At 65.0% G+C, this 24,466-nt stretch carries 20 protein-coding genes; 11 read left to right on the forward strand and 9 right to left on the reverse strand.

Going from position 1 to position 24,466, the window contains the following annotated elements:
* The first annotated feature begins 47 nt into the window (after nt 1-47).
* Both METLW4_RS25195 and METLW4_RS25200 read left to right on the forward strand, forming a co-directional pair.
* Nucleotides 48-749 carry a TerC family protein gene (locus METLW4_RS25195; protein ID WP_018267540.1) on the forward strand — a complete coding sequence of 234 codons (702 nt, stop codon included), beginning with the start codon at nt 48-50 and terminating at the stop codon, nt 747-749.
* Between the two features lie 5 nt (nt 750-754).
* Entirely contained in the window at nt 755-1,594 is an 840-nt protein-coding gene (locus METLW4_RS25200; protein ID WP_018267541.1) for an alpha/beta hydrolase, read from the forward strand.
* 108 nt (nt 1,595-1,702) lie between these two features.
* On the opposite strand, the gene METLW4_RS0117545 is transcribed toward METLW4_RS25200, so the two are convergent.
* The gene (locus tag METLW4_RS0117545) at nt 1,703-2,578 is read right to left on the reverse strand and encodes a tetratricopeptide repeat protein (RefSeq protein WP_018267542.1); all 876 of its coding nucleotides are present in this window, start codon (nt 2,576-2,578) and stop codon (nt 1,703-1,705) included.
* A gap of 106 nt (nt 2,579-2,684) precedes the next feature.
* Nucleotides 2,685-2,924 carry a 30S ribosomal protein S21 gene (gene rpsU / locus METLW4_RS0117550; protein WP_018267543.1) on the reverse strand — a complete coding sequence of 80 codons (240 nt, stop codon included), beginning with the start codon at nt 2,922-2,924 and terminating at the stop codon, nt 2,685-2,687.
* 303 nt (nt 2,925-3,227) lie between these two features.
* Between rpsU and METLW4_RS0117555 the strand changes: the two genes are divergently transcribed.
* From METLW4_RS0117555 to thrS, 3 genes are all read left to right on the forward strand, one after another.
* Complete coding sequence (locus METLW4_RS0117555; protein WP_018267544.1) at nt 3,228-4,082, forward strand: nitroreductase family protein; 855 nt, start codon at nt 3,228-3,230, stop codon at nt 4,080-4,082.
* Between the two features lie 483 nt (nt 4,083-4,565).
* A complete protein-coding gene (locus tag METLW4_RS27115; protein WP_018267545.1) occupies nt 4,566-5,822 on the forward strand; it encodes an IS110 family transposase in 1,257 nt (418 codons plus the stop codon).
* Nucleotides 5,823-5,968: 146 nt separating this feature from the next.
* Nucleotides 5,969-7,903, forward strand: a complete 1,935-nt coding sequence (thrS, locus tag METLW4_RS0117565; RefSeq protein ID WP_018267546.1) for a threonine--tRNA ligase — start codon at nt 5,969-5,971, stop codon at nt 7,901-7,903.
* Nucleotides 7,904-7,983: 80 nt separating this feature from the next.
* Here the strand turns inward: thrS and METLW4_RS25215 are convergent, their stop codons facing one another.
* From METLW4_RS25215 to METLW4_RS0117610, 7 genes are all read right to left on the reverse strand, one after another.
* Entirely contained in the window at nt 7,984-9,396 is a 1,413-nt protein-coding gene (locus tag METLW4_RS25215) for a sensor histidine kinase (protein WP_018267547.1), read from the reverse strand.
* Nucleotides 9,393-10,070 (reverse strand): response regulator transcription factor, encoded by a 678-nt coding sequence (locus METLW4_RS0117575; protein ID WP_018267548.1) that lies wholly within the window; start codon nt 10,068-10,070, stop codon nt 9,393-9,395. The genes METLW4_RS25215 and METLW4_RS0117575 overlap by 4 nt, the downstream gene beginning before the upstream one ends.
* A gap of 313 nt (nt 10,071-10,383) precedes the next feature.
* On the reverse strand, nt 10,384-11,232 hold the full coding sequence (locus METLW4_RS0117585) for an energy transducer TonB family protein (protein ID WP_018267549.1): 849 nt from the start codon (nt 11,230-11,232) through the stop codon (nt 10,384-10,386).
* Complete coding sequence (locus tag METLW4_RS25220) at nt 11,229-11,678, reverse strand: ExbD/TolR family protein (protein WP_018267550.1); 450 nt, start codon at nt 11,676-11,678, stop codon at nt 11,229-11,231. Before METLW4_RS25220 ends, METLW4_RS0117585 begins: the two co-directional genes overlap by 4 nt.
* Entirely contained in the window at nt 11,679-12,326 is a 648-nt protein-coding gene (locus METLW4_RS0117595; RefSeq protein ID WP_018267551.1) for a MotA/TolQ/ExbB proton channel family protein, read from the reverse strand.
* 129 nt (nt 12,327-12,455) lie between these two features.
* Complete coding sequence (locus tag METLW4_RS0117600) at nt 12,456-14,918, reverse strand: TonB-dependent receptor (RefSeq protein ID WP_018267552.1); 2,463 nt, start codon at nt 14,916-14,918, stop codon at nt 12,456-12,458.
* 586 nt (nt 14,919-15,504) lie between these two features.
* Entirely contained in the window at nt 15,505-16,215 is a 711-nt protein-coding gene (locus METLW4_RS0117610) for a L,D-transpeptidase (protein WP_018267554.1), read from the reverse strand.
* Nucleotides 16,216-16,991: 776 nt separating this feature from the next.
* Here METLW4_RS0117610 and METLW4_RS0117615 point away from each other — a divergent pair.
* The 6 genes from METLW4_RS0117615 to METLW4_RS27885 all read left to right on the forward strand — a co-directional run bounded on the left by METLW4_RS0117615 (nt 16,992) and on the right by METLW4_RS27885 (nt 24,321).
* Nucleotides 16,992-17,492 carry an RNA polymerase sigma factor gene (locus tag METLW4_RS0117615; RefSeq protein WP_018267555.1) on the forward strand — a complete coding sequence of 167 codons (501 nt, stop codon included), beginning with the start codon at nt 16,992-16,994 and terminating at the stop codon, nt 17,490-17,492.
* Between the two features lie 77 nt (nt 17,493-17,569).
* Nucleotides 17,570-18,508 carry a FecR family protein gene (locus METLW4_RS0117620; protein ID WP_026191594.1) on the forward strand — a complete coding sequence of 313 codons (939 nt, stop codon included), beginning with the start codon at nt 17,570-17,572 and terminating at the stop codon, nt 18,506-18,508.
* A 210-nt stretch (nt 18,509-18,718) separates the two neighbouring features.
* Nucleotides 18,719-21,397 carry a TonB-dependent siderophore receptor gene (locus METLW4_RS0117625; RefSeq protein ID WP_018267557.1) on the forward strand — a complete coding sequence of 893 codons (2,679 nt, stop codon included), beginning with the start codon at nt 18,719-18,721 and terminating at the stop codon, nt 21,395-21,397.
* A 115-nt stretch (nt 21,398-21,512) separates the two neighbouring features.
* Nucleotides 21,513-22,796, forward strand: coding sequence for a PepSY-associated TM helix domain-containing protein (locus tag METLW4_RS0117630; RefSeq protein WP_018267558.1), 1,284 nt, complete (start codon nt 21,513-21,515; stop codon nt 22,794-22,796).
* A gap of 31 nt (nt 22,797-22,827) precedes the next feature.
* On the forward strand, nt 22,828-24,066 hold the full coding sequence (locus METLW4_RS25225; protein WP_018267559.1) for a PepSY-associated TM helix domain-containing protein: 1,239 nt from the start codon (nt 22,828-22,830) through the stop codon (nt 24,064-24,066).
* A gap of 87 nt (nt 24,067-24,153) precedes the next feature.
* Nucleotides 24,154-24,321, forward strand: a complete 168-nt coding sequence (locus METLW4_RS27885) for a hypothetical protein (protein WP_157235216.1) — start codon at nt 24,154-24,156, stop codon at nt 24,319-24,321.
* The last annotated feature ends 145 nt before the right edge of the window (nt 24,322-24,466 follow it).

The following is a 24,466-nucleotide window of genomic DNA, read 5'->3' on the forward strand; positions in this document are numbered from 1 at the left end:
ATGATCGCGCGCATACTGCCCTCGGGCAGGGTCGGACACCCAAGTCAATGAGCGGCGACGAGCTTTCCGTCGGCTTCCAAGTCTTAGAAATCATCTGGATCGATCTGCTTCTTTCGGGCGACAATGCGATTCTCATCGCGCTCGCCTGTCACAAGCTCCCGAAACAGCAGCGGCGATGGGGCATTTTGCTGGGCGCGGGCGGCGGCGTGCTGCTGCGCATCGCCTTCGCCTTCGTGGTCATTCAGCTCATGGCGATTCCGGCGCTCAAGGCGCTCGGCGGACTGATGCTGCTCGGCGTCGCCACCAAGCTGCTCGTCGACGAGACCGAGCATCATATGGAGGCGAAAGAGGACCTCTGGGGCGCGGTGGCGGCCATCATAATGGCCGATGCGGTGATGTCGCTCGACAATGTCATCGCCATCGCCGGCGCGGCGGAGGGCTCCATGCCGCTCATCATCTTCGGCCTCGGCGTGTCGGTGCCGATCGTGGTCTTCGGCGCCGGCCTGCTGATGCAGGCGCTGTCGCGCTTTCCCATTCTGGTCTGGGCGGGCGCGGGCCTGCTCGGCTGGATTTCGGGCGAACTCATCGCCGGCGATCCGATCTGGGAGAAATTCGGCTGGACGGCGCCGGAGCATTTCGAGCTCGGCGCCTCTATCGCCGGCGCCATTCTGGTGCTGGTCGCCGGCTTCATCGCCTCCAAGCTCGAGGAACGCGCCGAGGCGCGGCGCAAGACGCAGGGCGGAGGCTGATCGCAATGGCGCTCGCGCTGCTGAAATGGGCGCTGCTCGTCGTCGTCGGAGCCTATGTGCTGGCGGCGGCGGGACTCGGCCTGTTTCAGCGGCGGCTGCAATATCTGCCGGACACGCGCCAAATCTCGCCGCAGCAGGCAGGGCTCGCCGGCGTCGAGGAGCTGAAGCTCGCGACCTCGGACGGAGAGACGATCGTCGCCTGGCATGCGCCGCCGCGCGAGGGGCGGCCGGCGCTGCTCTATTTCCACGGCAACGCCGGCGGGCTCGTCGATCGCGTGGCGCGTTTTCGCTTTTTTATGGGCGAGGGCTATGGCTTTCTCGCCATCGCCTATCGCGGCTATGCCGGCTCCAGTGGAACGCCGACGCAAGAAGGGCTGATGCGCGACGCCGAGGCCGCCTATGCGGAGGCCCGCGCGCGTGGCTATGGGCCGGAGCAGATCGTCATCGTCGGCGAATCATTGGGCTCGGGCGTCGCCACGCAACTCGCGGCGCGGCGGGAGGCGGCGGCGCTGGCGCTCGACTCGCCCTTCTCCTCAGCGGCCGATGTCGCCGAGACGCGCTATGGCTTTCTGCCGGTGCGCTGGCTGATGCTGGATCAGTTCCGCTCCGATCTCGCCATTCGCGACGTGCATGTTCCCGTGCTGATCGCGCATGGCGACAAGGATGGCGTGGTGCCGATCGCGCTCGGCCGCAAGCTCTTCGATCTCGCCAATGAGCCGAAGCGATTCATGCTCGTGCCCGGCGGGCAGCATCTGGTGCTCGGATTGCCGGACGTCTTCCCGCGCCTCGCCCGCTGGGTGGACGGCGCGCTGGCGACGCCGCGGCGTCTCGAGGCGAGCGATTGATGAAAGGTCGTGTCGAAAAACCAGCCCCTTCATCCTGAGGAGCGGCCGAAGGTCGCGTCTCGAAGGATGAGGGGAGCGCAATTGCCAGAGGATGCGCGCCGCGCCGGTTCAGCCGCGCGAGGAGCCCTGCTTGGCGATCGGCTGCTGCGGATCGAGCGCCAGAGCGCGCTGATAGGATTCCGCAGCCTTCTGGCGATTGCCCTTGCGCTCATAGGCGAGGCCGAGCCAGGCCCAGGCCGGCGCGCTCTTATTGTCGACATTGAGCGCCGCGTTGAAATCCTCGATCGCCTTGTCGTAATTGCCGAGCGTCACGAGGCTCTCGCCGCGCGCCTGATAGGGCGCCGCGGCGAAAGGATCGCGGTCGATGGCGTTGTCGAAATCGGTGACGGCGCGCTGATTGTCGCCGCGCTTCTGATGGATCAGCCCGCGCGCGTGAAAGGCCTGGGCGCTCTCGGGATTGAGCCGGATCGCGGCGTCGAGATCGGCGAGCGCCTGATCCAGATTGCCCTGCGCGCGCAACAGATTGGCGCGGCCGATATAGGCCGGGGCGTGATTGGCGTTCACGTCTATGGCGCGGTCGAAGTCGAGCCGCGCCTGATCGTTGCGGCCGATCTGGCGGAAGGCGAGAGCGCGATTGGTGAAGGCGGCGGCGCTGTTGGGCTCGATCCTGATCGCCTGGGAGAAATCGGCGATCGCCTCCTGGAACTGGCCGATCTTGGCCAGCGCCACGCCGCGCGTGTTATAGGCCTCGGGCGTCGGATTGCGGCGCACGACCTCGGACAGCGACTCTATATTGGCGTTGGCGGCTCGCGGATCGGCGGCGTCGGTCTCGGCGAAGCCGCGTCCCGGCGGCCGCAGCACGCCGGCGGTCTCGCAGCCGGCGAGGGCGAGCAGAGTCAGCATTGCGACGCCCGCGCGCAGAGGCGCGCAGCGACAAAAGATGGGGGACGTCCGGCGAACCGCCGATCCGAGCGGCAATTCCATTCCGTCCGACCTCCTCAGACAAGTCCTGAAAGCGCTTCGAATGCGCGACGAAGACGAATGATAGCGGGCAATTCGGCGAGATTTCGACGCGCCCGCTTCTTTTCGATCAGCGGCCGCCGACGGCGGGCTTCGCCTTCACGGGCAGCAGGCCTTCGCGCTGCAGCTTCTTGCGGGCGAGCTTGCGGGCGCGGCGCACGGCCTCGGCCTTCTCGCGGGCGCGCTTCTCCGAGGGCTTCTCATAATGGCCGCGGAGCTTCATCTCACGGAAAATGCCTTCGCGCTGCATCTTCTTCTTCAGCGCCTTGAGAGCCTGGTCGACATTATTGTCGCGGACGAGAACTTGCACGAAGCGATCCTGTTTCTAGAGGCGGCGCGCGCCCCGGTTGGAGACGTTGCTGCGGGTGAGAATAGTCGGTCGGGCGCTGACGGAGCGCCTGACCCGTGCGCGGGGAATTAACAGAACTGCCCGGCGTTGTCCACAAGCAGCGGCTCGGACGCCGCCGCTATCCGTACAAGCCGAGGGGTCGGCTCCCGCGCCGTCCGCTTCCCCTTTTCCGACGGCGCAGGGTGGATTTTTGCGGCCGCTTTCGCCACCATGCCGCAAAGCGCGCGTAAGTGCGCGCGTCACGCGGCGTTTTCTGGAGACGATATGAACAAGCCGATCAGCAAAGGGGAATTGAGCGCGGCCGATGGCGCGGAGGCGATCCGCGCCCGCTATCGGCGCGACGATTCGCCGACCCCGCCCGTCTGGAACGAGACGCTCGAGCTTTTGCTCGCGCATCGGTCCATTCGCGCCTATCTGCCGGAAAAAATTCCCGCCGAGACTCTGGCGACCGTCGTCGCCGCCGCGCAATCGGCCTCCACCTCTTCCAATCTCCAGGTGTGGAGCCTTGTCGCCGTAGAGGATGAGGCGCGCAAGAGCCGCCTCGCCGATCTCGCCGGCAATCAGCAGCATATTCGCGACGCGCCTTTGTTTCTTCTGTGGCTCGCCGATCTCTCGCGGCTCGAGAATATCGGCAAGGCGCAGGGCCGCGACGGGGCGGCGCTGCCCTATCTCGAAATGTTCCTCACCGCCGCGATCGACGCCGGCCTCGCCGCGCAAAATGCGCTGGTCGCGCTGGAATCGCTCGGCTATGGCGGCGTCTATATCGGCGGCATCCGCAACAAGCCGGAGGAAGTGGCGAAGGAGCTGGACCTGCCGCCCGGCGTTTTCGCCGTCTTCGGCATGGCGGTCGGCCGTCCCGATCCGGCCAAGGCCGGCGGCGTGCGCCCGCGGCTGGGGCAGGGGGCCGTGCTGCATCGCGAGCAATATGCGTGGAATGAGGCGCAGCGCGAGGCGGTGGCGACCTATGACGAGAAGTTCCGCGACTTCCAGAAGGATGCGGGCCTGCCGGAGCAAGGCTGGATTCGCCAGGCGCTCTCCCGCATTCGCGGCCCCGAGAGCCTCAGCGGCCGCGACCGGCTGAAGGAGGCGCTGCGGGCGCTGGGATTCGCGTTGAAGTAACGGAACTTCGCCGAAAAGGCGCTCTACCCTCCCCTTCAGGGGGAGGGTCGGCCGGCGTCAGCCGGACGGGGTGGGGAGCTCCCCGAGAGTCGGGGCGTCACCCCCTCCCGAGCGCCTTCGGCGCTCGACCTCCCCCCTCGAGGGGGAGGTGGAAACGCCTCTTCCGGCGTTCGGCCGATCACCCCCCTGTACCGTTTCCAAGGTTCATGACGAATAGCGCGCGGTCGGGAGCGCGACGCGGAGCGTAGCGCAGCAAAGCGCTTCCGACCGCGCGCGCCCGAAAGACCGAGTTCGAGCTACTCTCCTGGATCGAGCCGACCCGCCGGGAGCGACCAATCGCCCCCTGTGTCCTGAACACCTGGGGGGGACCTGTGCCCCGGCGGGCGGCCGCGATGGATGCCCCGTGGGGAGTCCGCGCCTTCGAGCGCCAGTACAGGGAACGGCTGACATCGCGGCGGCTCCGTGGCAACGGGGGGCTTCGACATGGAGGATGAGAATAACTGGTTCGTCGGCGTGGACTGGGCTTCGCAAACGCACCACGTGCGCCTGTCGGACGCCAGAGGCGCCAAAATCGGCGAGCGCGCCTTCGAGCATGGCGGCGAAGGGTTGAAGGAGATGGCCGACTGGATTCTCGAGTCCACCGGCGCGCCGCCCGAGGCCGTGATGATCGCCATCGAGGTTCCGCATGGCCCCGTCGTGGAAAGCTTGATGGAACGAGGCCTCCGCGTTCACGCCATCAATCCCAAGCAGCTCGATCGCTTCCGCGACCGCTTCTCGCCCGCCGGCGCCAAGGACGACAGCCGTGACGCCGAGGCGCTCGCCGATGCGTTGCGCACCGATCGGCGCTGCTTCCGGTTGTTGGCGCCGCTCGATCCAACGGTCGTCGAGCTGCGGGAATGGTCGCGCATCGCCGACGAGCTGCGTGTCGAACGCACCCGTCTGTCCAATCAAGTCCGCGAGCTGCTCTGGCGTTATTATCCGCAGCTTCTCGAACTCTGCGACGACGTCGCCGCCGATTGGGTTCTCGAGCTGTGGCGTCTCGTTCCGACGCCCGACAAGGCCAGGCGCGTGCGCGAGGCGACGGTCGAGCGTCTGCTCAAACGTCACCGTATCCGTCGCCTTACCGCCGCCGCGGCGTTGGAGCGGCTGAGGGCGCCCGCCATCTCCGTCGCGGCCGGCACGGTCAGCGCCGTGACCGGGCATATCGAAGGAGCCGCCCAGCGCCTCGCGCTCGTCAATCGCCAGATCCGCGAGGCCGACAAGCGCCTCGATCGCCTGACCGAAAAGCTCGCCGGCGGCGAGGACACAGCCGAGGGGCAGACACAAGAGCCGCGCGACGTGACGATCCTNCGATCCTTGCCCGGCGTCGGAAGGATCGTCCTCGCCACGCTGCTCACAGAAGCTCAGCACGCTCTGCAACGCCGAGACTACCATGCGCTGCGCTGCCTGTCGGGCGTCGCGCCGATCACGAAACGATCGGGGAAGAGCAAGATCGTGCTGATGCGCCAAGCCGCGCACGTTCGACTGCGCAACGCCGTCTATCACTGGGCGCGCACAGCCGTGCAACACGACCCACGAAGCCGGGCCAAATACGCCGCCCTGCGCGCCAGAGGCCATGGTCACGGACGAGCCCTTCGCTCGGTCGCCGACCGCCTGCTCGCCGTCGCCTGCGCCATGCTCCAGACCCGGACTCTCTTCAATCCAAGTCTCCCCGAGAAAATCGCCAATCCCCGCCCATGATCGGGCTTTACAAACGGTGGGGAGTCCCCCCCGCGCCGATCATTGCCAACCGCGACATGCTTGCCTTATCAGTGCTCCTGCCCAAATTCGGGCGACACGCGACTTACGCCGACTTGTATCGGCGAGTGGGCGCATGAGGAGAGCATATGATCGCCGTTACCTTCCCCGACGGGGCGTCCCGTCAATTCGAGCCCGGCGTCTCCGGCCTCGATATCGCCAAGAGCATTTCCCCTTCCCTCGCCAAGCGAACCGTCGCCATGGCTCTCGATGGAGAGCTGCGCGACCTCGTCGACACGATCGACCGCGACGCCAAAATCGAGTTCGTCGGCCGCGAGGATCCGCGCGCGCTGGAGCTGATCCGTCACGATTGCGCGCATCTGCTGGCGGAAGCCGTGCAGGAGCTGTTTCCCGGCACGCAGGTCACAATCGGCCCGGTGATCGAGAACGGCTTCTATTACGACTTCTATCGCTCCGAGCCGTTCACGCCGGACGATCTTCCCGCCATAGAGAAAAAGATGCGCGAGATCGTTGCGCGTGACGCCGCCATCACCAAGGAAGTCTGGAGCCGCGATCAGGCCAAGACCTACTTCACGGCGAAGGGCGAGGCCTTCAAGCGCGAGCTGATCGAGAGCATTCCCGGCGGCGAGGATCTGAAAATCTATCGTCAGGGCCATTGGCTCGATCTCTGCCGTGGCCCGCATCTGCCGTCGATCGGCAAGGTCGGAACCGCCTTCAAGCTGATGAAGGTGGCCGGCGCCTATTGGCGCGGCGATCACAACAACCCGATGCTCTCGCGCATCTATGGAACCGCCTTCGCGAAACAGGAAGACCTCGACGCCTATCTGCATCGCCTCGAGGAGGCCGAGCGCCGCGATCATCGGCGCCTCGGCCGCGAGATGGACCTCTTCCATTTCCAGGAGGAGGGGCCGGGCACGATCTTCTGGCACGAGAAGGGCTGGGCGCTGTTCCAGAGCCTCGTCTCCTATATGCGCCGGCGCCAGAAGGCCGCGGGCTATCGCGAGGTGAACACGCCGCAGGTGCTCGACCGCGCTTTGTGGGAAACGTCGGGCCATTGGCAGACCTATCGCGAGAACATGTTCCTCACCAAGACCGAGGACGAGCGCATTTTCGCGTTGAAGCCGATGAACTGCCCCGGCCATGTGCAAATCTTCAAAAACGGGCTGAAGTCCTATCGCGACCTGCCGGTGAAGATCGCCGAATTCGGCATTGTGCATCGCTACGAGCCCTCGGGCGCGCTGCATGGCATGATGCGCGTGCGCGCCTTCACGCAGGACGATGCGCATATCTTCTGCAATGAGGATCAGATCATGGAGGAGGCGTTGAAGATCAACGACCTCATCCTGACGATCTACAAAGACTTCGGCTTCGACCATGTGGTGGTGAAGCTCTCCACCCGGCCGGAGAAGCATGTCGGCTCCGATGAAGCCTGGGCCAAGGCGGAGGCGGCGCTCTACAAGGTGCTCGACGAGCTGAAGGCGCGCGGCCTCGAGACCGGCGTCAATCCGGGCGAGGGCGCCTTCTATGGGCCGAAGCTCGAATATACGCTGCGCGACGCCATCGGCCGCGAATGGCAATGCGGCACGACGCAGGTGGATTTCAATCTGCCGGGCCGTTTCGGCGCCTTCTACATCGGCGCCGACAGCGAGAAGAAAACGCCGGTGATGATCCACCGCGCCATGTTCGGCTCGCTGGAGCGCTTCACCGGCATATTGATCGAGCACTACGCGGGTCATCTGCCGCTGTGGCTCTCGCCGCTGCAGATCGTCGTGTGCACCATCACGCAGGACGCCGACGACTATGCGCTCGAGGTCGCGGCGGAAGCGCGTAAGCTCGGCCTTTCGGTCGATCTCGATCTGCGCAATGAGAAGATCACCTATAAGGTGCGCGAGCATTCGCTGGCCAAGGTTCCCGCGCTGCTGGTCGTCGGCAAGAAGGAGGCGGCCGAGCGCACCGTCTCCATCCGCCGTCTCGGCTCGCAGGCGCAGAGCTCTGCGAGCCTTTCCGACGCGCTGGCCGCGCTCGCCGCCGAGGCGACGCCGCCGGATGTGAAGCAAGCCTGAGCCGTGAGACGAAGGGCGGGGCCGGCGGCGGAAAACGCCCTGCGCCCCGCTTTCTTTTCACGCGGGCGTCGCGGTCGCCGTCAGGATCGCGCGTGATCGCCTTCCTCGTCTCGCGCTTCGCGTCGGCGCGCCGGGAAGGACAGCGCGAATGTCGCCCCGCCTCCCGGCGTGGTCTCGACGCCGATGCGGCCGCCGAGCTTTTCCATCAGCTCCGCGACGATGGCGAGGCCGAGGCCATTTCCCGGCGCTTCGTCGCTGCGCCGCCAGAAGGGCTCGAAGACGAGCTCCCTGTCTTTTTGGTCGACGCCCTCTCCATGATCGATCACGCGAATCGTGCGATCGGCGTCGACCCGCACGACCACGGTCCCGCCCTCCGGCTCGGCGCGCAACGCATTGTCGATGAGATTGGCGAGCGCGCATTCGATCGCGACGCGATTGCTGCGCAGAGCGACGGGCGCCGCGGGCGCCTCGAAGGCGATGCGACGCCGGGCCTTGAAGATCAGCGGCGAATAATCGGCGACGATGCCGCGCGTGACGGCGCCGAGATCGAGATCTCCATCCGGCGGCGCTTGCCCCTCGGTCAGGCGCGCGGCGACGAGCATCTGCTCGACGATCAATTGAATGCGGCGCGTGTCGCGCTGGAGATCGACGCGAAAGCTGCGCTCCTCTGGATTCTCGAGACGCGCGCGCAGAATCGCGACCGGCGTGCGCAATTCATGCGCGGCGTTGGCGGTGTAGCGCCGCATGCGCGCGACGCTGGCGTCGAGGCGCTTCAGCGTTCGATTCACCGCTTCGACGAGCGGGCGAATCTCGCTCGGCGCATCGTCGACGCATAGGCCCTGGCCGAGCGATTCGAGATCGATGCGCTCCGCCGCTTCCGCCGCGCGCCGCAAGGGCGCGAGGCCGCGCCGCACGGCGAGCCGGGCGACCGCAGCCGAAACGGAGAAGACGGCCATCAGATAGAGGCTCTGAGAGACGAGCTCGTTTCGAAAAGCGTAGAAGACGTCCTTCCAGCCGAAGGTCATGCCGCCGGAGGCGACGAACACATTCCCTGTCGGACTCTTCCAGCGCCAGACGGACGCGGCTGTGCGTCGGCCCGCGTCGGATGTGAAGAAGAAGTCGAGCCCGCGCGTCTCCACCGAAGTAATCCCGATGAGCGCCGCGGAAATATCCTCGGAGGAGCCGGGGAGCGCCGGTCCGCGGATCGACTCCAGAGCGGCGTAGCGCAAAGTCGGGGTTCGTCGCATCTCCTCGCGGAGCGCCGCATTGGGCTCTATGTGGCGCGTTCCGTCCGCGTCCCGCACGATCGATTGCAGGACCAGGTCGCGAATATAGTAATAGCTGTAGAATTCATCGATCCAATAATCATTGGCGCCGACGATGCCGAGCCCGCCGAGCGCCGTGGTTCCGAGCCATGCGACGACGATGGCGATGAGCTGCGTATAGGACAGATCGACGATCAATCGGCGCGTGAGCGAGGGCGGCGGCCTCATTCCTCCGTCTCGCAGAGAAAATAGCCGACGCCGCGCACCATATGAATGTCGACGCGCGCCTCGAGCTTCTGCAGGCGCGCGCGCACGCGCGAGACGATGATCGTCAGCGCATGCGATTGCACGGGCTCGTCGAAGCCCCAAATCTCCGAGGCCAGAGCCTCGCGCTCCGCGACACGGCCGGCGCGGCGCACGAGCCCCTCGAGCAGCGCCAGCTCGCGATGATGGAACACGGCGGGCCGGCCGTCGATGGCGACGGCGCGCGTTCCAGGGTCGAACTCCAGCGCGCCGACGCGGATCGGCGGCGCGGAGTCGGCGCCCGGGCGGCGCAAGGCCGCGCGTATGCGGGCCATCATCTCGTCGAGATCGAAGGGCTTGGTGAGATAGTCGTCGGCGCCGGCGTCGAGGCCGTTGATGCGCTCGTCCACCGCATCCAGCGCGGAGAGGACCAGCACGCGGCTGCCGGGCTGGCGCCGTCTGATTTCCGGGACGATGGCGAGACCGTCCCCATCCGGCAATCGCCGGTCCAGCATGGCGATCGCATAGGAGTGCGCCCGCAGCGCCTCCAGAGCATCGCTCACCGAGCCGACATGATCCACCGCGAAGCCGTCGCGCCGCATTCGTCGCCGGATTTCTCCCGCGAGCTCGTTCTGATCTTCCACCAAGAGAATTCGCATGGGCGCCGCTCCCTGCGTTTCGACCGGATATTCTCCCGCAAAGCGAGAGAGAGCCGAGTCTTCCTCGGTACCGGGCCGCAAGGCAAGCGCCCGCGCCGGCCATGGCGTCCTCGAGCGGCGAGAATGGGCGCGACGCCGCGCCGGACCCGATCACGGGTTTCGGCGAGACGCGCCTATGTCATTGAAATAGATCGTTTTCGTTCGCGCTCCGTCGACGTCTCGGGGCAATTCGTTCGGATGCCCCGGAAAGGCGGCCGATGCTCGCTCGATCGTGCTTTCTTCACGCGAGCCGGTTTCCGCCTCGCTCGAAACTCTAACGGTCGCGCCGAATATCGAAACGGATCGTCGTCTTGCCCTGGAAACGGCCTGCCGGCGGCGGCGGCGCGACGGTCGCCTCGACCATGGCGAGAGCGGCGTGGTCGAGCGCCTCGTCGCCGGCGGATTTGACGATTTTGCGCTCGATCATATGGCCGTCGGCGCCCACGGTGAAAGTGACGACGGCGTCGCCCTTGACGCCGCTGCGACGCGCCTGCGGCGGATAGAACATGTGCTTTTGAATTTCCGCGAGGACGCGTGCGCCATAGCGGGCGCGCGTCGCGCCGCTCGGCGTCTTGCGCCCGTCCAGCGCGCCGGCGCGATCGGCCGAGGAGGAGGAGGCGTCCGAAGCTTGCGCGGCCGCGGTCGCCTCGCGCAGCGCCTTGCCGTCCGCCGTCGGAACGGGCGTCTGCTCGCTGGAATGCTCGCGACGCTGCTCGAGCGTCGGCTTGCGCTCTTCCTCGCGCGGCTCATCCTCGGGCAGATCCAGCGCGTCGGGTGCGCGAATTTTCGGCGCGGCCATCGCGAGCGCGGTCGGCGCGTCGGTCGCCGAAGCCTTCGGCGCTTCCGCCATTTGCGCTTCGGCGGCCTCCTGGGCGATCGTGCTGTCCATGTTGTGGGCCAGCTCGTCGGGCGCGGTGTCGGCGCTGGCCTGCTGCGCGGCGTCGCCGTCCTGCACATAGGCGAGATCGAAGCTGTCCGACGCCGCGCTCGGCGGCTCCACCGTCGTCATGGCGAGCAGGCCGAAGATGGCGAGATAGACGAGCGGCGGCGCGGCGCCCGCGACCGGCCGCAGCCAGCGCGGACGCAATTGCGGAAACTGCTCGGGCTCGGCGACATAGGTCATTTCGCGGCGCCTTTCGCTTCGGCTTTCGCGTGCTTCGCCTGCATCGAAAGAATGGCGATATGCGTCATGCCATTGGACGAGAGAGCGTCCATCAGCGTCACCAGATCGCCGAGCGAGGATTCCTTGTCGCCGCGCAGATGGATGACATGGGAGAGATCGCCATTGATCTTGGCGCGCACTGCCTCGACGATGCGGTCGAGCGGAATCTCGTCCGGCCCCAGCATCAGCCGCCCATCCTTGGCGACGGTGATGACCACGGGCTCCTTGGGATTGACGGGCTTGGCGGCGCGCGCCTGCGGAAGGTCGACCTTCATGCCCTGCGCCATCATCGGCGCGGTGATCATGAAGATGACGAGCAGCACCAGCATCACATCGACGAGCGGCGTCACATTTATGTCGGCGAGGGGCTGGAAGCCGCCGGAGCCGCGCTTGGCGGAAAAAGCCATTTAAGCGGCCTCCGCGATGCGGCGCGCGCCATCGTTCTCGACGCCGCCGACGAGCGTGATGGCGTGCTCCTCCACATGATCGCTGAGCGCCTCGCCCGTATGGGCCAGCGTGCCGCCGAGGCGGTTGAAGCCGATGGCCGCGGGAATGGCGGCGGCGAGGCCATAGGCGGTGGCGGCGAGCGCCTCGGCTATGCCCGGCGCGACGACGGCGAGGCTCGTGTCCTGCGAGTCGGCGATGCCGACGAAGCTCGTCATAATGCCCCAAACCGTGCCGAACAGGCCGACGAAGGGCGCGACGGAAGAGATGACCGCGAGATTGGGCAGGCCCGCTTCCGTGGCGACGAGCAGCTTGCGCGCCGCGCGGCCGGTGGTCTCGACGATGCGCGCGCGGCGCTCGCCGACACTTTCTCCCGGCACCATGACGCGGGCGGCGCGCGCCGCCTCCGCCATCACCGGCGCCAGCAGCGGCGGATTGCCGCCGTTTTGCGCCTCGCGGATCGCCTTGCGCAGACGCGCCGTCAGCACGGCGACCTCGATGATGACCGCCCAGCCCCAGAGCGAGGCGACGCCGAGCGCGATCATGACGATCTTGCCGACGACTCCCGCCTGCATGAACAGCGAGAGCGGCGAAATCGATATGGCTTCCATCTGAATTCATCTCCAGTGGGCGCCCCGAGGCTCCCTTTCTGGAAGAACCCGCATGGCGCCTCTACGCGACATTTCGATTACGAAACGCCCGGCCGCTGGCGCAGCCGGGCGGAAATCTGTGCATGACGATCAGAAATCGACCTTCACGCCGCCGTAGAACAGCCGACCCGCCATGAAGGAGTAGGTCAGCTTGGTGTTGGCGACCGAGAGCAGGCCGGCGGGCTCGCCGGAAATGCCGGTGACCGAGCGGTTGTCGGCGATATTGTTGACGCCGAACTTCACCTCGATCTTATTGTTGTGGCCCCATTCCTTCAGCCACTCGCCGCGCGCGCCGATGACGAAATCGGTCGAAGCGTAGGAGGGGATGTAGTTGAGCGTCGGATTGGTGAGGCCCGCGACATAGATAGAGGCGAAGGAGCGCTGGCCGGCGCTGCCCCATTGGTCGCCGACCTGCTTGTGCAGCAGCGAGCCGAAGAATTGGCCGTCGTCATAGACGACGCCGCCCATGGCCGTGTAGCGCGGCGCGGCGCCGACATAGAGTCCGGCGTATTGGCCTTCGAGGAAGCGCGCGTCGGAGATCGAGCCATTGGCGGTGAGCGCGAGGCCGGGCATGAGCTGATAGGTGAGCTCCATCTCGACGCCGCGATAGCGCGCGGTTCCGCCGTTCTGATAATTCACCGTCTTGTCTGGATTTGTCGTGGTGATCGGGAAGTTGTTCGCGGTGATCTGATAGAGCGCGACGTCCGCGGCGAGCTTCTCGGTCTTGTAGACGGCGCCGATCTGGAAATTGGTCGTCGACTGCGGCTGGATATTGTTGAAGTCGGGATTGGCGACGTAATAGGCCGACACGGTCGGCACCAGATAGCCGCGCGACGCCTGTCCATAGACAGAGAGCTCCGGCAGCACCTTGTAGCGCGCCGAGAGGAAGGGCAGGCCGGAGCGGTAGGTGTGCTCGTAATAGAGCGGGGTGAGAGTCGTCTGGTTGAGGCGCGCGTTCTGGTCGCGGGTGAAGGCGATGAACTTGTAGCCGGGCGTGATCGACAGGCCTTCTATCGGCTTCCACTCATATTCGACGAAAGGCTGCACATTCTGATAATGCGAGCCGAGATCGAGCTTATAGGCGGCCTGATATGAAGCGACGCTGGTGGCCTTCAGCGTGAAGTCGACGCCATTCGTATAGTCCGTGTAGAACTGGCGGCGCCAATTGTCGCCGCGCTCCCACCAGACGCCCGTGCGCAGCTCGCCGCTCGCATAGCCCGCGGAGAGATCGTATTTCGCGTCGAAGAGATTGCCCCAGGCGCGATAATTGTTGATCTGGAGGAAGCCCACGACATGCTGTGAGGGGACGCTGAGGCCCGAGGCCTTGGGCTGCACGCCGAAAAGCGCCGAGCCTTCGACGGTCTGATCGGCGGAGTTGCGCTGATACCAGGGATACCAATAGGAATAGGTGTAGACCTTATCGTTGAAGCGGATGCCGGAATAATCCCACTTCAGATTGATATACTCCATGTCCGTCTGCTTCTCGGACACGTTGTTGCCCACATATTGTTGCGTCGTCGGGTCAGAGCCGACAGCGCCGTAATGGGAGCCGGCGGAGTAATATTGCGGATAGGTGATGTTGGAAGTGTTGTTGTAATGCTCGCGGCTGTAATTGCCGAACACGGTCACGTTGAAGAGGCCGAAGTCGCGGTCGGCCTTCATCAGCCAGCCGTTCTGCTCGACCAGTCCATATTGCTGCGCGCCGGCCGTGTCGGAGTGCGAATATTGCACGAGCGCGCGCACGCCGGTCGTCTTGTCGAGACCGGACTGCAAAGTCTCCGTGGTGACGAAGGTGCTGTAGCTGCCGTAGGAGTTTTCGATGCTGCCGCCGAATTTGTCGGAGAGCTCCAGCGAGCGTAGCGCCAGCGTGCCGCCGAAGGTCGCATAGCCGGCCTGCGAGGCGGGGCCGGGGCCTCGATCGATCGTCGCGCCGCCGATGAATCCGCTGGGGAAATAAGAGGCGGAATGGTGCGACGGATTATTCTCGTCGCCGAAGGGAATGCCGTCGAAAGTGACGTTGTACTGGCCGTCGGAGAAGCCGCGCCAGCCGCCCTTGTTGCTGTCGCCGATGAGGCCGTTGCTCGCCGTGGAGACCGCGCCGGGCGTATATTTGATGATCTGATTGAAGTCCGCGCTCGGCTGAACCATGTCGCGGATGACTTTGTCGCTGACGATCGAGGTCGGCTCGATGGAGTCGAGCGGCGCCTGCGAGGGCGCGAGCGCGGGAGCCGAGCCGGGAGGCGCCTTGGAGCCGACGGCGCTGGACGCGAATACGGGAAGCTTCGAAGCGCCAGCGGCGGCTACCGGCTCCGCGGCGGCGACTTGCGCCGCGCCGCGCGCGGCGCCCGCGCTTCCGCCCGTCCGCGCGACGGCCGGAACATGGCGCGCATGCGCCTTGGCGGCGGCTTTCGCCTTTTTCGGCTTCGCCTGTCGCGACACCACCGTCAAAGCGCCGATATCGGTCTGCGCCACGGCCTCGAGCGGCGGAACCGCCGCCACGACGAATCCGAGCGCGAAGGCGGAAGCCTGCGCATTCAGCGTATATTTGGACATCCCACAACCCCAGCTCTCGACTCTTGGACTCGTCTCGCCGCCCGCGGCGATGCTGAAATTCCAAGTCGTTGTTTCGACGCGTTTCCAACGCCGAGCCGGCCTCCACATTCGGCTGGAAACGCTTTCGCCTGCGCTTTCGCTTCTGGCTGGGAAGGAGCCGTTAAGGAGCGGACGTGACAGTCTTGCAACAATTCTTTGAATTCGGTCGAAATCACTTCGGGTGCGACAAATTTGCCATAGTTGCCCGAGACTTCTTCGATCGCGCCGCGACAGCGGCGGCGTGCCGTCGCGTGCGATATGCGGGCGCGCCGATGCTATCGGATCATTTTGTTATTGCTAGTATTTAAGGCGGCGCTCCACAGAGCGCGGCCTTGCGGCGAGGCGGCGAGACGCACGCGAGTCCCACAAGGATTGGAAATAAAACGGCTCAAGTAGAAATATATTAGAAATAATAGAAACAAATGAGCCGAGCGGATGATTATTATGCGGCGGGCGCGGGCCTCTGCGCCGAAATGTCGGAAACCCAGAGAAATCACGGCGAGGCTCGCCAGATCGCCGCGCCGCCGTTGGACTGAGCGATCGGGCGCTATGCCGGCAGGATCACCACTTTCGTCTTGATCGGCGTTCGTGAATAGAGATCGATCATATCCTGGCTGAGGAGGCCGGTGCAGCCGCTGGTGACGCCGGTCCCGATCGTCTCCGGGTCGCTGGTGCTGTAGATGGTGTAGACCGTATAGACGCCGTTCTTGTAGAGATAGAGCGCGCGGGCGCCGAGCGGATTGCCCAGGCCTCCCGGCATGCCGCGGGCGTATTTGCCCGCCTCCGGCTGGCGCTGGATCATCTCCTTGGGCGGCGTCCAGACGGGCCATTCGGCCTTGCGGCCGACATAGGTTTCGCCGCTCCACAAAAAGCCGGAGCGGCCGACATTGGCGCCATAGCGGGTGGCGAGCCCTTCGCCTTCGATGCGATAGACGAAGTAATTGCCGGGATCGACGATGATCGTACCGGGCGCTTCCTTGCTGTCGTAGCGAACCGTCTGGCGATAATATTTGGGATCGACCTTGCCGAGATCGACCGCCGGAATCGGGAACTTCTCATTGGGCAGCGGCCCGTACATTCTCGCCACCTCGGCGGGGATCACACGGTCGGAGGTCGCGCAGCCGGCGAGCCCCAGCGCGCCGAGACCGATGGCGGAGCCGAATAGAAACGATCGGCGGTCGAGGCGCGCCGCCCCGAGCCCGAGCAGAGAATCCTCATATCTTTTGCCGGCGTCGGCGATCCCATCGTCCATCGTCATGATCTCGGATTTTCCCGTGTCCTGTCGTCCGGCCAGAGACCGTTCCGGCGTCCCCTCGTCGAGGAGCCGAAATTGCCGTCACATGGCGCGATTGGCAAGCGCCGGTCAGCGCTGCGCGCGCGGACGTTCCGAGGAGCGCCCCGCGGCGAAACCGATCATCTCGCGCGGACAAGCTGCCGCCGCCCCCTCCCACCGACCTTGACTCTGCGTAGCGTCCGGGGATTCCATGTGACAAATGGATAAGTTCGCGCTCTGGCCAAGGGGAGTCGCTCGCGTATTGATCGTGGGCCTCTTGGCTTGGACTCTTGTCCTGCAAGGGGGCGCCGCCACATCGTCCCCTGCGGTCGACCTCGGGGTCGGCTCCGCGGACTTTCGCCATTGCGCGGCGCCCGGCGGCGCCGGCGACCATCGCCGCTCCCCCGGGCCACATTTTTCTTGTTCCTGCTGCATTCCGTGCCGGGCCGGTCAGATCGACGGTCCGACCGGAGTTCTCTCGCTCATTCCGACGGGCGCAGATCTTTCATTCCCGGCCCCCGCGATCATTCCGGTCGGGGTTTCTCCGATCGTGGAGACATCTTCGCCGACGGGCTGGACCAGCTCCTGGTCGCAGCGCGCCCCGCCGATCGCCTGATCCCTAGCGACCCCGCGCCGCGTCTTTTTTCGCGGACCGGCCGCGTCTTCTGTCCAACAGTCCGCCTCTCGTCTCGTCGAGAGATTGGCGCAACGCCCCGAATCCGCGATCCCGCGTCGGAATTCGGGAAGCCGTTGGAATCTGCATGCCGGACAAGAAATCAGCTTCGTTCCGCGACCTCTTCCTGCACAACAGGCGCGTGCTCTTTCAATTTCTGCGGAGTCGGGTCGGCCGCGAGGACGCCTCCGATCTGCTACAAGAGACTTTTGTGCGCGCGCTCCGCTACGAGGCTTTCCACAAGGTCGCCGATCCGCCGGCCTTCCTGCAAAGGATCGCATCAAATCTCGTGCTCGATCTCAGTCGCCGCCGAAAGAGCGAGCAGGCGGTGATCGAGGCCGGCGCCGACGCGGCCGACGCGCCGGCCGACGAGACCCGACCGGAAGAGCGCATCGACTTCGAACGGCAATCACGGCAATTCGAGGCGGCGATCGCGAAGCTCCCGCGCCGGAGCCGGCAAGTGCTGATCCTGGCGCTGCACCAGAATCTTTCGCACGATGAGATCGCCCGCCGCCTCGGAATTTCCGAAAACGCCGTTCGCAAGCAGCTCCGCCGGGCCATCCTGCGCTGCCGAGCCGTCGTCGATTGATTCTGGTTGCGGAAAATGTCCCGAAATCGAGGGTCGCGCGTCGAATCTGTCGAGCCCCTCTGGAGTGAACTGTCGAAATGACCAAACGGAGAAACGACAGAAGCCACGAGCGTCGGCGGGAGGTCGCCGTCGACTGGTGGATGCGCCGGCGCGCCGGCCCGCTCGGCGTCGCCGAGCAGGACGCCTTCGATGTCTGGCGCGCCGATCCGGCCAACGCCGCCGCCTATGCCAATATCGAAGGGCTCTGCGTCCATCTCGCCACGCTGCCGCCGCCCGTCGAGGCGCCGCCGCTCTATGCGCGTCCGCGTGTATGGCTCCTGGCCGCCGCGCCGCTGGCTGCCGCCTGCCTCGCCATTCTGGCCGGCTGGGGCGATCTCGTCACTTTCCTGCGCTCCGATCATTACGCCGGCACTGGCGAGACCCGGATCGTCGCGCTCGAGGACGGCTCGCGCGTCCAGCTCGACGCTCGCTCGGCCATCGCCCTGCGCTATGGCGCAACGGAACGGCGTATCGAGCTCATCGCGGGCGAAGCCTGGTTCGAGGTCGCGCCAGACGCGACGCGCCCCTTCGTCGTCACGGCGGCGGGCGGCGAGATCAGGGCGCTCGGCACCGCCTTCGACGTCGCGCTCGACGCTTCCGGCGCGCGCGTCGCCGTCGCCGAGCACAGCGTGCGCGTGACCAGTGGCGGAACGGATGTGGTGGTCGCGCAAGGCGAGCGCAGCGCCTATCGCGCAGACGCCGGGCCCTCCCGTCCCGAGCCGGCGAAAAGCGCCTGGGTCGGCGCTTGGCGGCGGGGCAAGCTGATCGTCGAGAACGCGCCGCTGCGCGACGTCATCGCCGCGCTCGGCCGCCATCACCACGGCGTCGTCGCCTGTGCGAGCGCGGCGATCTGCGCGCGGGCCGTCACCGGCGTCTTCGGCACGCAGGACCCGATGCAATCGCTCGAGGCGCTGGAGACGGCGCTCGGCCTGCGCCTCGCCGTCTTCAGCCGCTTTGTCGCGGTCTTTTACGAATGAGGCGCGTCCTCCGCGACTGGCGCAAAAATGCCACAGCTCGAATTTTGTCGATTTCGGCCTTCGAATTTTGTCCCATTTTCAAAAGTCCCGCGTCGATGAATCGAGGGGCCGCTCGAAGCCCCGAGAAGCGAGGGGGCTATGGCCATGATGCGGAAGATCGTTCGCCGGCGGGGCGCGAAGAGTTGGGACCGCGCGAAAGGGAGTGAGGTCATGGGGTCCGCGCTGGCGTCCCTCGCGATGAGCGCCTTCGCCACGGGGGCGGGCGTCTCCGGCTCGCCGGCCCAGGCGGCGATCGCGCCCGAGGACGCGCTCGGCGTCGTGCGGAGCTATCGCATTCCCGGGGGCTCGGTGGCCGCCGCGCTCAACGATCTCGCCGACGAGAGCGGGCTGCATGTGGCTTTCCCAGCAGGCCTGACGCAGGGGCTGAGGACGCCGGGTCTCTCGGGCGCCCATTCGCTGAGGGAGGCGCTCGACCGTCTGCTCGCCGGCACGCGCCTCACCTACGCGCTCACGGACAATCGCCGCACGGTGCTGATCACGCTGGCGCAGAACGATACGACACGCAGCGACGCCGGAGCGGAGGCGCTGCCGACGATCGACATCGGCGCGGAGCGGTCAGAGAGGCGCGTCGGGCCGAGCAGCGGCAAGCCAAGCCTCACGCCGCAGAACAGCTATGTCACGCCGGTGGTTTCAACCGGAACAAAGACCGACACGCCGGTGATGAACACGCCGGTCAATGTGCAGGCGATCACGCAAAAGGCGATCGAGGATCAGGGGACGACGACATTGGCGGACGCCTTGACGAACGTCAGCGGCGTCAATGTTCCCGGCAGCTCCGCGGCGGGCAGTTTCACGGTGACGTCGGGCATTTATGTGCGCGGTTTCCAGACTCGCGAATTCTATCAGGACGGCTTTCGCGTCAGCGGATCCCAGGCGGCCAACACATCGGCCGGAACGTCTCAGGATCTCGTCGCCGCCCAACAGCTCGGCAATGTCAGCAGCATCGAGTTGCTAAAGGGGCCGGGGGCGGCGATGTACGGTCTGTCCCAGCCCGGCGGCCTCATCAACATCACGACCAAAGGGCCGACGGACGCGCCGCATTATACGGTTCAACAGTCGGTCGGATCGCTGGCGCGTTATATCACCAGCGTCGCCGCCTCCGGGCCGGTCACCGCCGACAAGTCCGTGCTCTACCGTGTCGACCTGTCCTATAATCAGGATGGCGCGCCGCGAGGCTTTTTCATGGACCGAGTGCACGCCCGCGATTTTCTCATAGCGCCACAGGTCAAATGGCAGATCGACGACAACAACTGGCTGAAGCTCGAGGCGAGTTACAACAATAATTTGACCGGCTCGACGCAGAATTTCATGCCGATGATCAACGGCAATTTCGTCTATCTCTCGCGCAGCATAAATTTCAATGATTGGCGGCCGGTTCTCTTCGGGGAGACCAATCTGACGCTGACTGGCGAGCACAAGTTCGACGACGACTGGAAGCTCAGATCACGCGTCAACTTCTCGGCGATAGACGGCTCGCAGAGTGGCGCCAACGTTCCCTCCGCCACGCCAGGAAACCCTGCCAACCCACTGCTGATCGCCACGACCCCCGACATCCTCGGGACATCGTTGGTGTCGGCGTGGCAAACGAACCAAGATCTCGTCGGCCATTTCGATTTCTTTGGAACGAAAAGCACCGTGCTGGCCGGCGGCGACTACTATCGGAACACCAACCAGTTCGGCACGATGCTGAATCGCTACGGCACGCAAACCGTCAACACGATCTATCCAACCTATCCTGGCATACCGACCTTTACGCCGGGAATCTATTATAAGCTCAACATATATAATCGCCAGGATACAGCAGGTCTCTATCTGCAGGAGCAGATCGAACTGCCCTACAATATCCACGTCATGGCGGGGGCCCGGTATCAGTATATTTTTAACTGGAACACGACCAATTTCAACATCAACCGGGTGCTTTCAGGACAGTATGGCTATTTGACGGGGCCGGCGCAGGACAGCGGCGTGCCCACCCATCAGGCCCGCGTCACGCCGCGCTTCGGTCTGCTCTGGCGTCCGCGCGAATGGGTGAGCCTCTACGGCAATTACACTGAAGGATTCGACGTCAATAACGCCCTGATCTATCCGAACCAGGCGGCGCCGGCGCAGAACGCGATGAGCTGGGAGACAGGCGCGAAGTTCGAGCTGTTCGACGGACAGCTCCGCGCCACTGCCGATTATTTCTATCTGATCAAGACCAATCTTCCGATCGCCGATCCCGATCCGACCCATATTTGCGGCCAGTCGACCACCGGCGGCTGCTCGCTTCTCATCGGCGCGGCGCGCAGCAAGGGCGTCGAGGTGGACATGCAGGGCCGGCTCGCGCCGGGGTGGGACGTGATCGTCTCCTATACCAATCAGGAAGTTCACGTCACCAGTCTCCCCGCAATCTCCACCAGCGCCGGCTTCGGCGAATCATCCGGGGCATTCACAGGCTTGAGGGTCGGCGACCGTTATCGCAATGTGCCGCGCAATCTCGCGAGATTGTGGACCACCTATGAATTTCAGGACGAGCGGCTGACGGGGCTGAAGCTCGGCGTCGGCTACACCTATCGCGGCTCGATGTGGCTCAATGACAGGGGGCTCTATGGCGCTTTTCACCCTCAACTTTCATCCTATGGACTCGTCGATCTGATGGCGTCCTACACATTCGATCTCGACGGAGTGAGGACGACGGCGCAGATCAACGCCAAGAACATCTTCGATCGCAACTATTATACAGCCGGCTCCGTGATCGCGAAGCCGAGCCCGGTGTACAGCCCGGCCCTCGCCTTTATCGACCCCGGCTCGCCCTTCAACATCACAGGCTCTCTGAGATTCGATTTCTGACGGGCGCCGTCCCGCCATTGCGCGCGAAGCGGCCCGATCCGGCCGGAGCCGGCCTGCTTTGTCGCTACGATCATGACAATGACGTTCCTGTCGAAGTGAAAAAGGACCCACGATCATGATCCGAGGCGTTTTGGTCTTCCTGCATCGATGGGTCGGACTGCTGATGACCGTGTTCCTCGTCATCGTTGGTCTGACTGGCAGCCTGCTCGCCTTCTATGACGATCTGGAGCATGTTTTCGCGCCGCAGCTCTTCGCCAAACCGCGTCCGGGCGAAGCGCAGCTCGATATGGCGACGCTCGCCGAGCGGGCGGCGACGCTCGTCCCGCCTCACGCGCGCGTCATATCCGTGGATCTGGGCGCTCGCGCCGCCCACGGAAGACAGCCTCTAGATCAGGCGACGATCCGCTACCGTGCGGAAACGAACCCGGAGACGGGTAAGCCTTACGAGCTGAGCCAGCCCTACGAGAACGGCTGGGGACAGTTCTATGTCGATCCCTGGACCGGCGCCGCGCTAGCGCGGCCCATGAGCTCAGATCTCTCCGAGGGATTGATCAACCTCATGCCATTCATCTACCGTCTGCACGATGCCCTCGCCTTGGGATCCACCGGCGCGACGATCCTCGGCGTCGTCGCGGTCGCCTGGACGATCGATTGCTTCGTCGGGTTCTATCTCACGCTGCCCGTCTCGCCCGCCGGCTTCTGGCGCAAGTGGAAGCCGGCTTGGCTCATCAAGCGCAAAGGCGGATTCTATCGGCTCAATTTCGATCTGCACCGCGCCAGCGGACTATGGCTGTGGCCTATCCTGTTCATCTTCGCTTGGTCGAGCGTCGGGTTCAACATGAGTTCCGTCTATCGAATGGTGATGACGCCGCTGTTCGAGCATGGCTCCCACGCCGGTGTGAAGATGACGGAACACATGAAGCTGCCGGTCAAGGAACGCCCCGCTCTCGACTGGCGTGCGGCGCAGGCCGTCGGCGCGAAGCTGATCGAGCAACAGGGCGCCACGCAAGGCTTCATAGTCGGCGAAGCGTGGGGGCTGAGCTATTTGGACAAAGGCGGCTCCTACCATTACATGGTCCACAGCGGCGACGCCTTCTTCTCGCCGCATAGCGCGGCGTCAGTCGATTTCGACGCCGACACAGGCGAGCTCCTGAACGTCAGATCGCCCGCGGCGGCCGCGCCTTTGGGCAATGAGATCAGAAGCTGGCTTTTCGCGCTGCATATGGCGCATGTCTTCGGCATGCCCTTCCGCATACTGGTCTGCGCGCTCGGCCTCGTCATCACCATTCTGTCGGCGACGGGCGTCTACATCTGGTGGAAAAAGCGCAACGCCCGCATCGCGCAAATGCTGCGCGCGCGGACCGGCGCCACGAGGCCGAGACCGCTCGAGGCCGCCTGAACGACGATTTGAGAAGCTGGAGGCCATTGTCATGATCCGCAATATCTTCGTCGTCCTGCATCGTTGGATCGGCTTGGCGATGGCGGTCTTCCTCGTCATCGTCGGTCTCACCGGCAGCCTGCTCGCCTTTCATCAAGAGCTGGATCATGTCTTCGCCCGCCAATTTTACGTCACGCCGCGGCCCGGCGTTCCGCCGCTCGATCTCGCGACGCTGATGGAGCGCGCTCCGCTCATTTCCCATGCGCGGATCGTCGGCGCGCAATGGAACGGAGTCGATCAAGCCCAGATCAATTACCTGCCCGAGAAAGATCCGGCCACGGACAGGCCCTATGATCTGGGGTTCACCCAATTCTATGTCGACCCCTGGACCGGCGCTGAGCTCGGAAGGCGCACGATCGGCGATTATTCCAAAAGCAGCAATGTCATGCGCTTCATTTACAAGCTGCATGTCGCGCTGCTCGTTTCAGGTCCGGGCACTCTCATTCTCGGCATCGTCGCCGTGCTGTGGACGCTCGACTGCTTCAATGGATTTTATCTCACCCTTCCCGTCTCCCTTTCCGCTTTCTGGCGGAAATGGAAGACGGCGTGGGTCGTCAAGCGCGGCGCCGGCTTTTATCGGCTCAATCTCGATCTGCATCGGGCGAGTGGTCTGTGGCTCTGGCCCATGCTGCTCGTCTTCGCCTGGTCGAGCGTGATGTTCAATCTGCGGCCGGTCTATGATTGGACGATGTCGAAATTCATGGCGCATTCCTCGCTTCTCGAGGAGGCCATGAAGCTGAAGGATTTGCCCCAGCCGGCGGCAAAGCCTGTCCCCGTGATCGGAGCGCGCGCCGCCTTCGAGGCCGCCCGGCGCCTCGCCGCCGAGCAAGCGAGGGCAGGGGGCTTCGAGGCGCCGGAGCCCTCGATGTTCGCCTATATGGACAAGATGGGCGTCTATGTATACGGCGCGCGCGGCGCGGCTCCCCAGGAGGGCTTTCTGGAAGGGCGCCCGACTCTCGTCACGATCGACGGCGACACCGGAGCGCCGGCCGATGTTCCTTTTCTCCGCCTGACGGAGAAGCAGGACATCGTCGACCGCTGGCTCGTCGCGCTGCATGTGGCGGGCGTGTTCGGCCTGCCCTACAAAATCTTCGTCTGCATCCTCGGCCTCGTCGTCGCCATGCTGTCGGCGACCGGCGTCTACATCTGGTGGAAGAAGAGACGGGCGCGCCGCTTCCGCAAGAAGCAGGGCGTTTCTGTCCCGCCGCTGGAGGCGACGCCTGCCGAGTAGCGGATACTATTCGAAACCGTTCGCTCGAGGCCGTGGGCGCATTCGCTGAAACGCCCATGGTGATATTTCACAGAAGCGGATTTCGACATGACCGAGATTATTCGACACATGAATTCTCGCGATGTCGATCGGACGCGCGCCGCCGATGCTCACCGACTGATGGAAGCGCTTCGACGCTGCCTACCTCTCCTGGCGCATCCGCGCGGACGGTCTCCGACCGCGTCGATCGCTGCCTCGATCGCCGATGCCGAGTGATCAATGTGTTCGACGCTGGCGACGCCTCGGGCCTCATGGGACGCTCACCTCCGCGACGACGTCGCCGCGTGCCTATGAACGGTGCGCGAGCGGCTCGGCGTCCACGTCTACCGCGCCGCCGAGTTCGCCGGTCCGTGCGATCGAG

The organism is Methylosinus sp. LW4, from assembly GCF_000379125.1.
In the GTDB taxonomy this organism is placed as follows: Bacteria; Pseudomonadota; Alphaproteobacteria; order Rhizobiales; family Beijerinckiaceae; genus Methylosinus.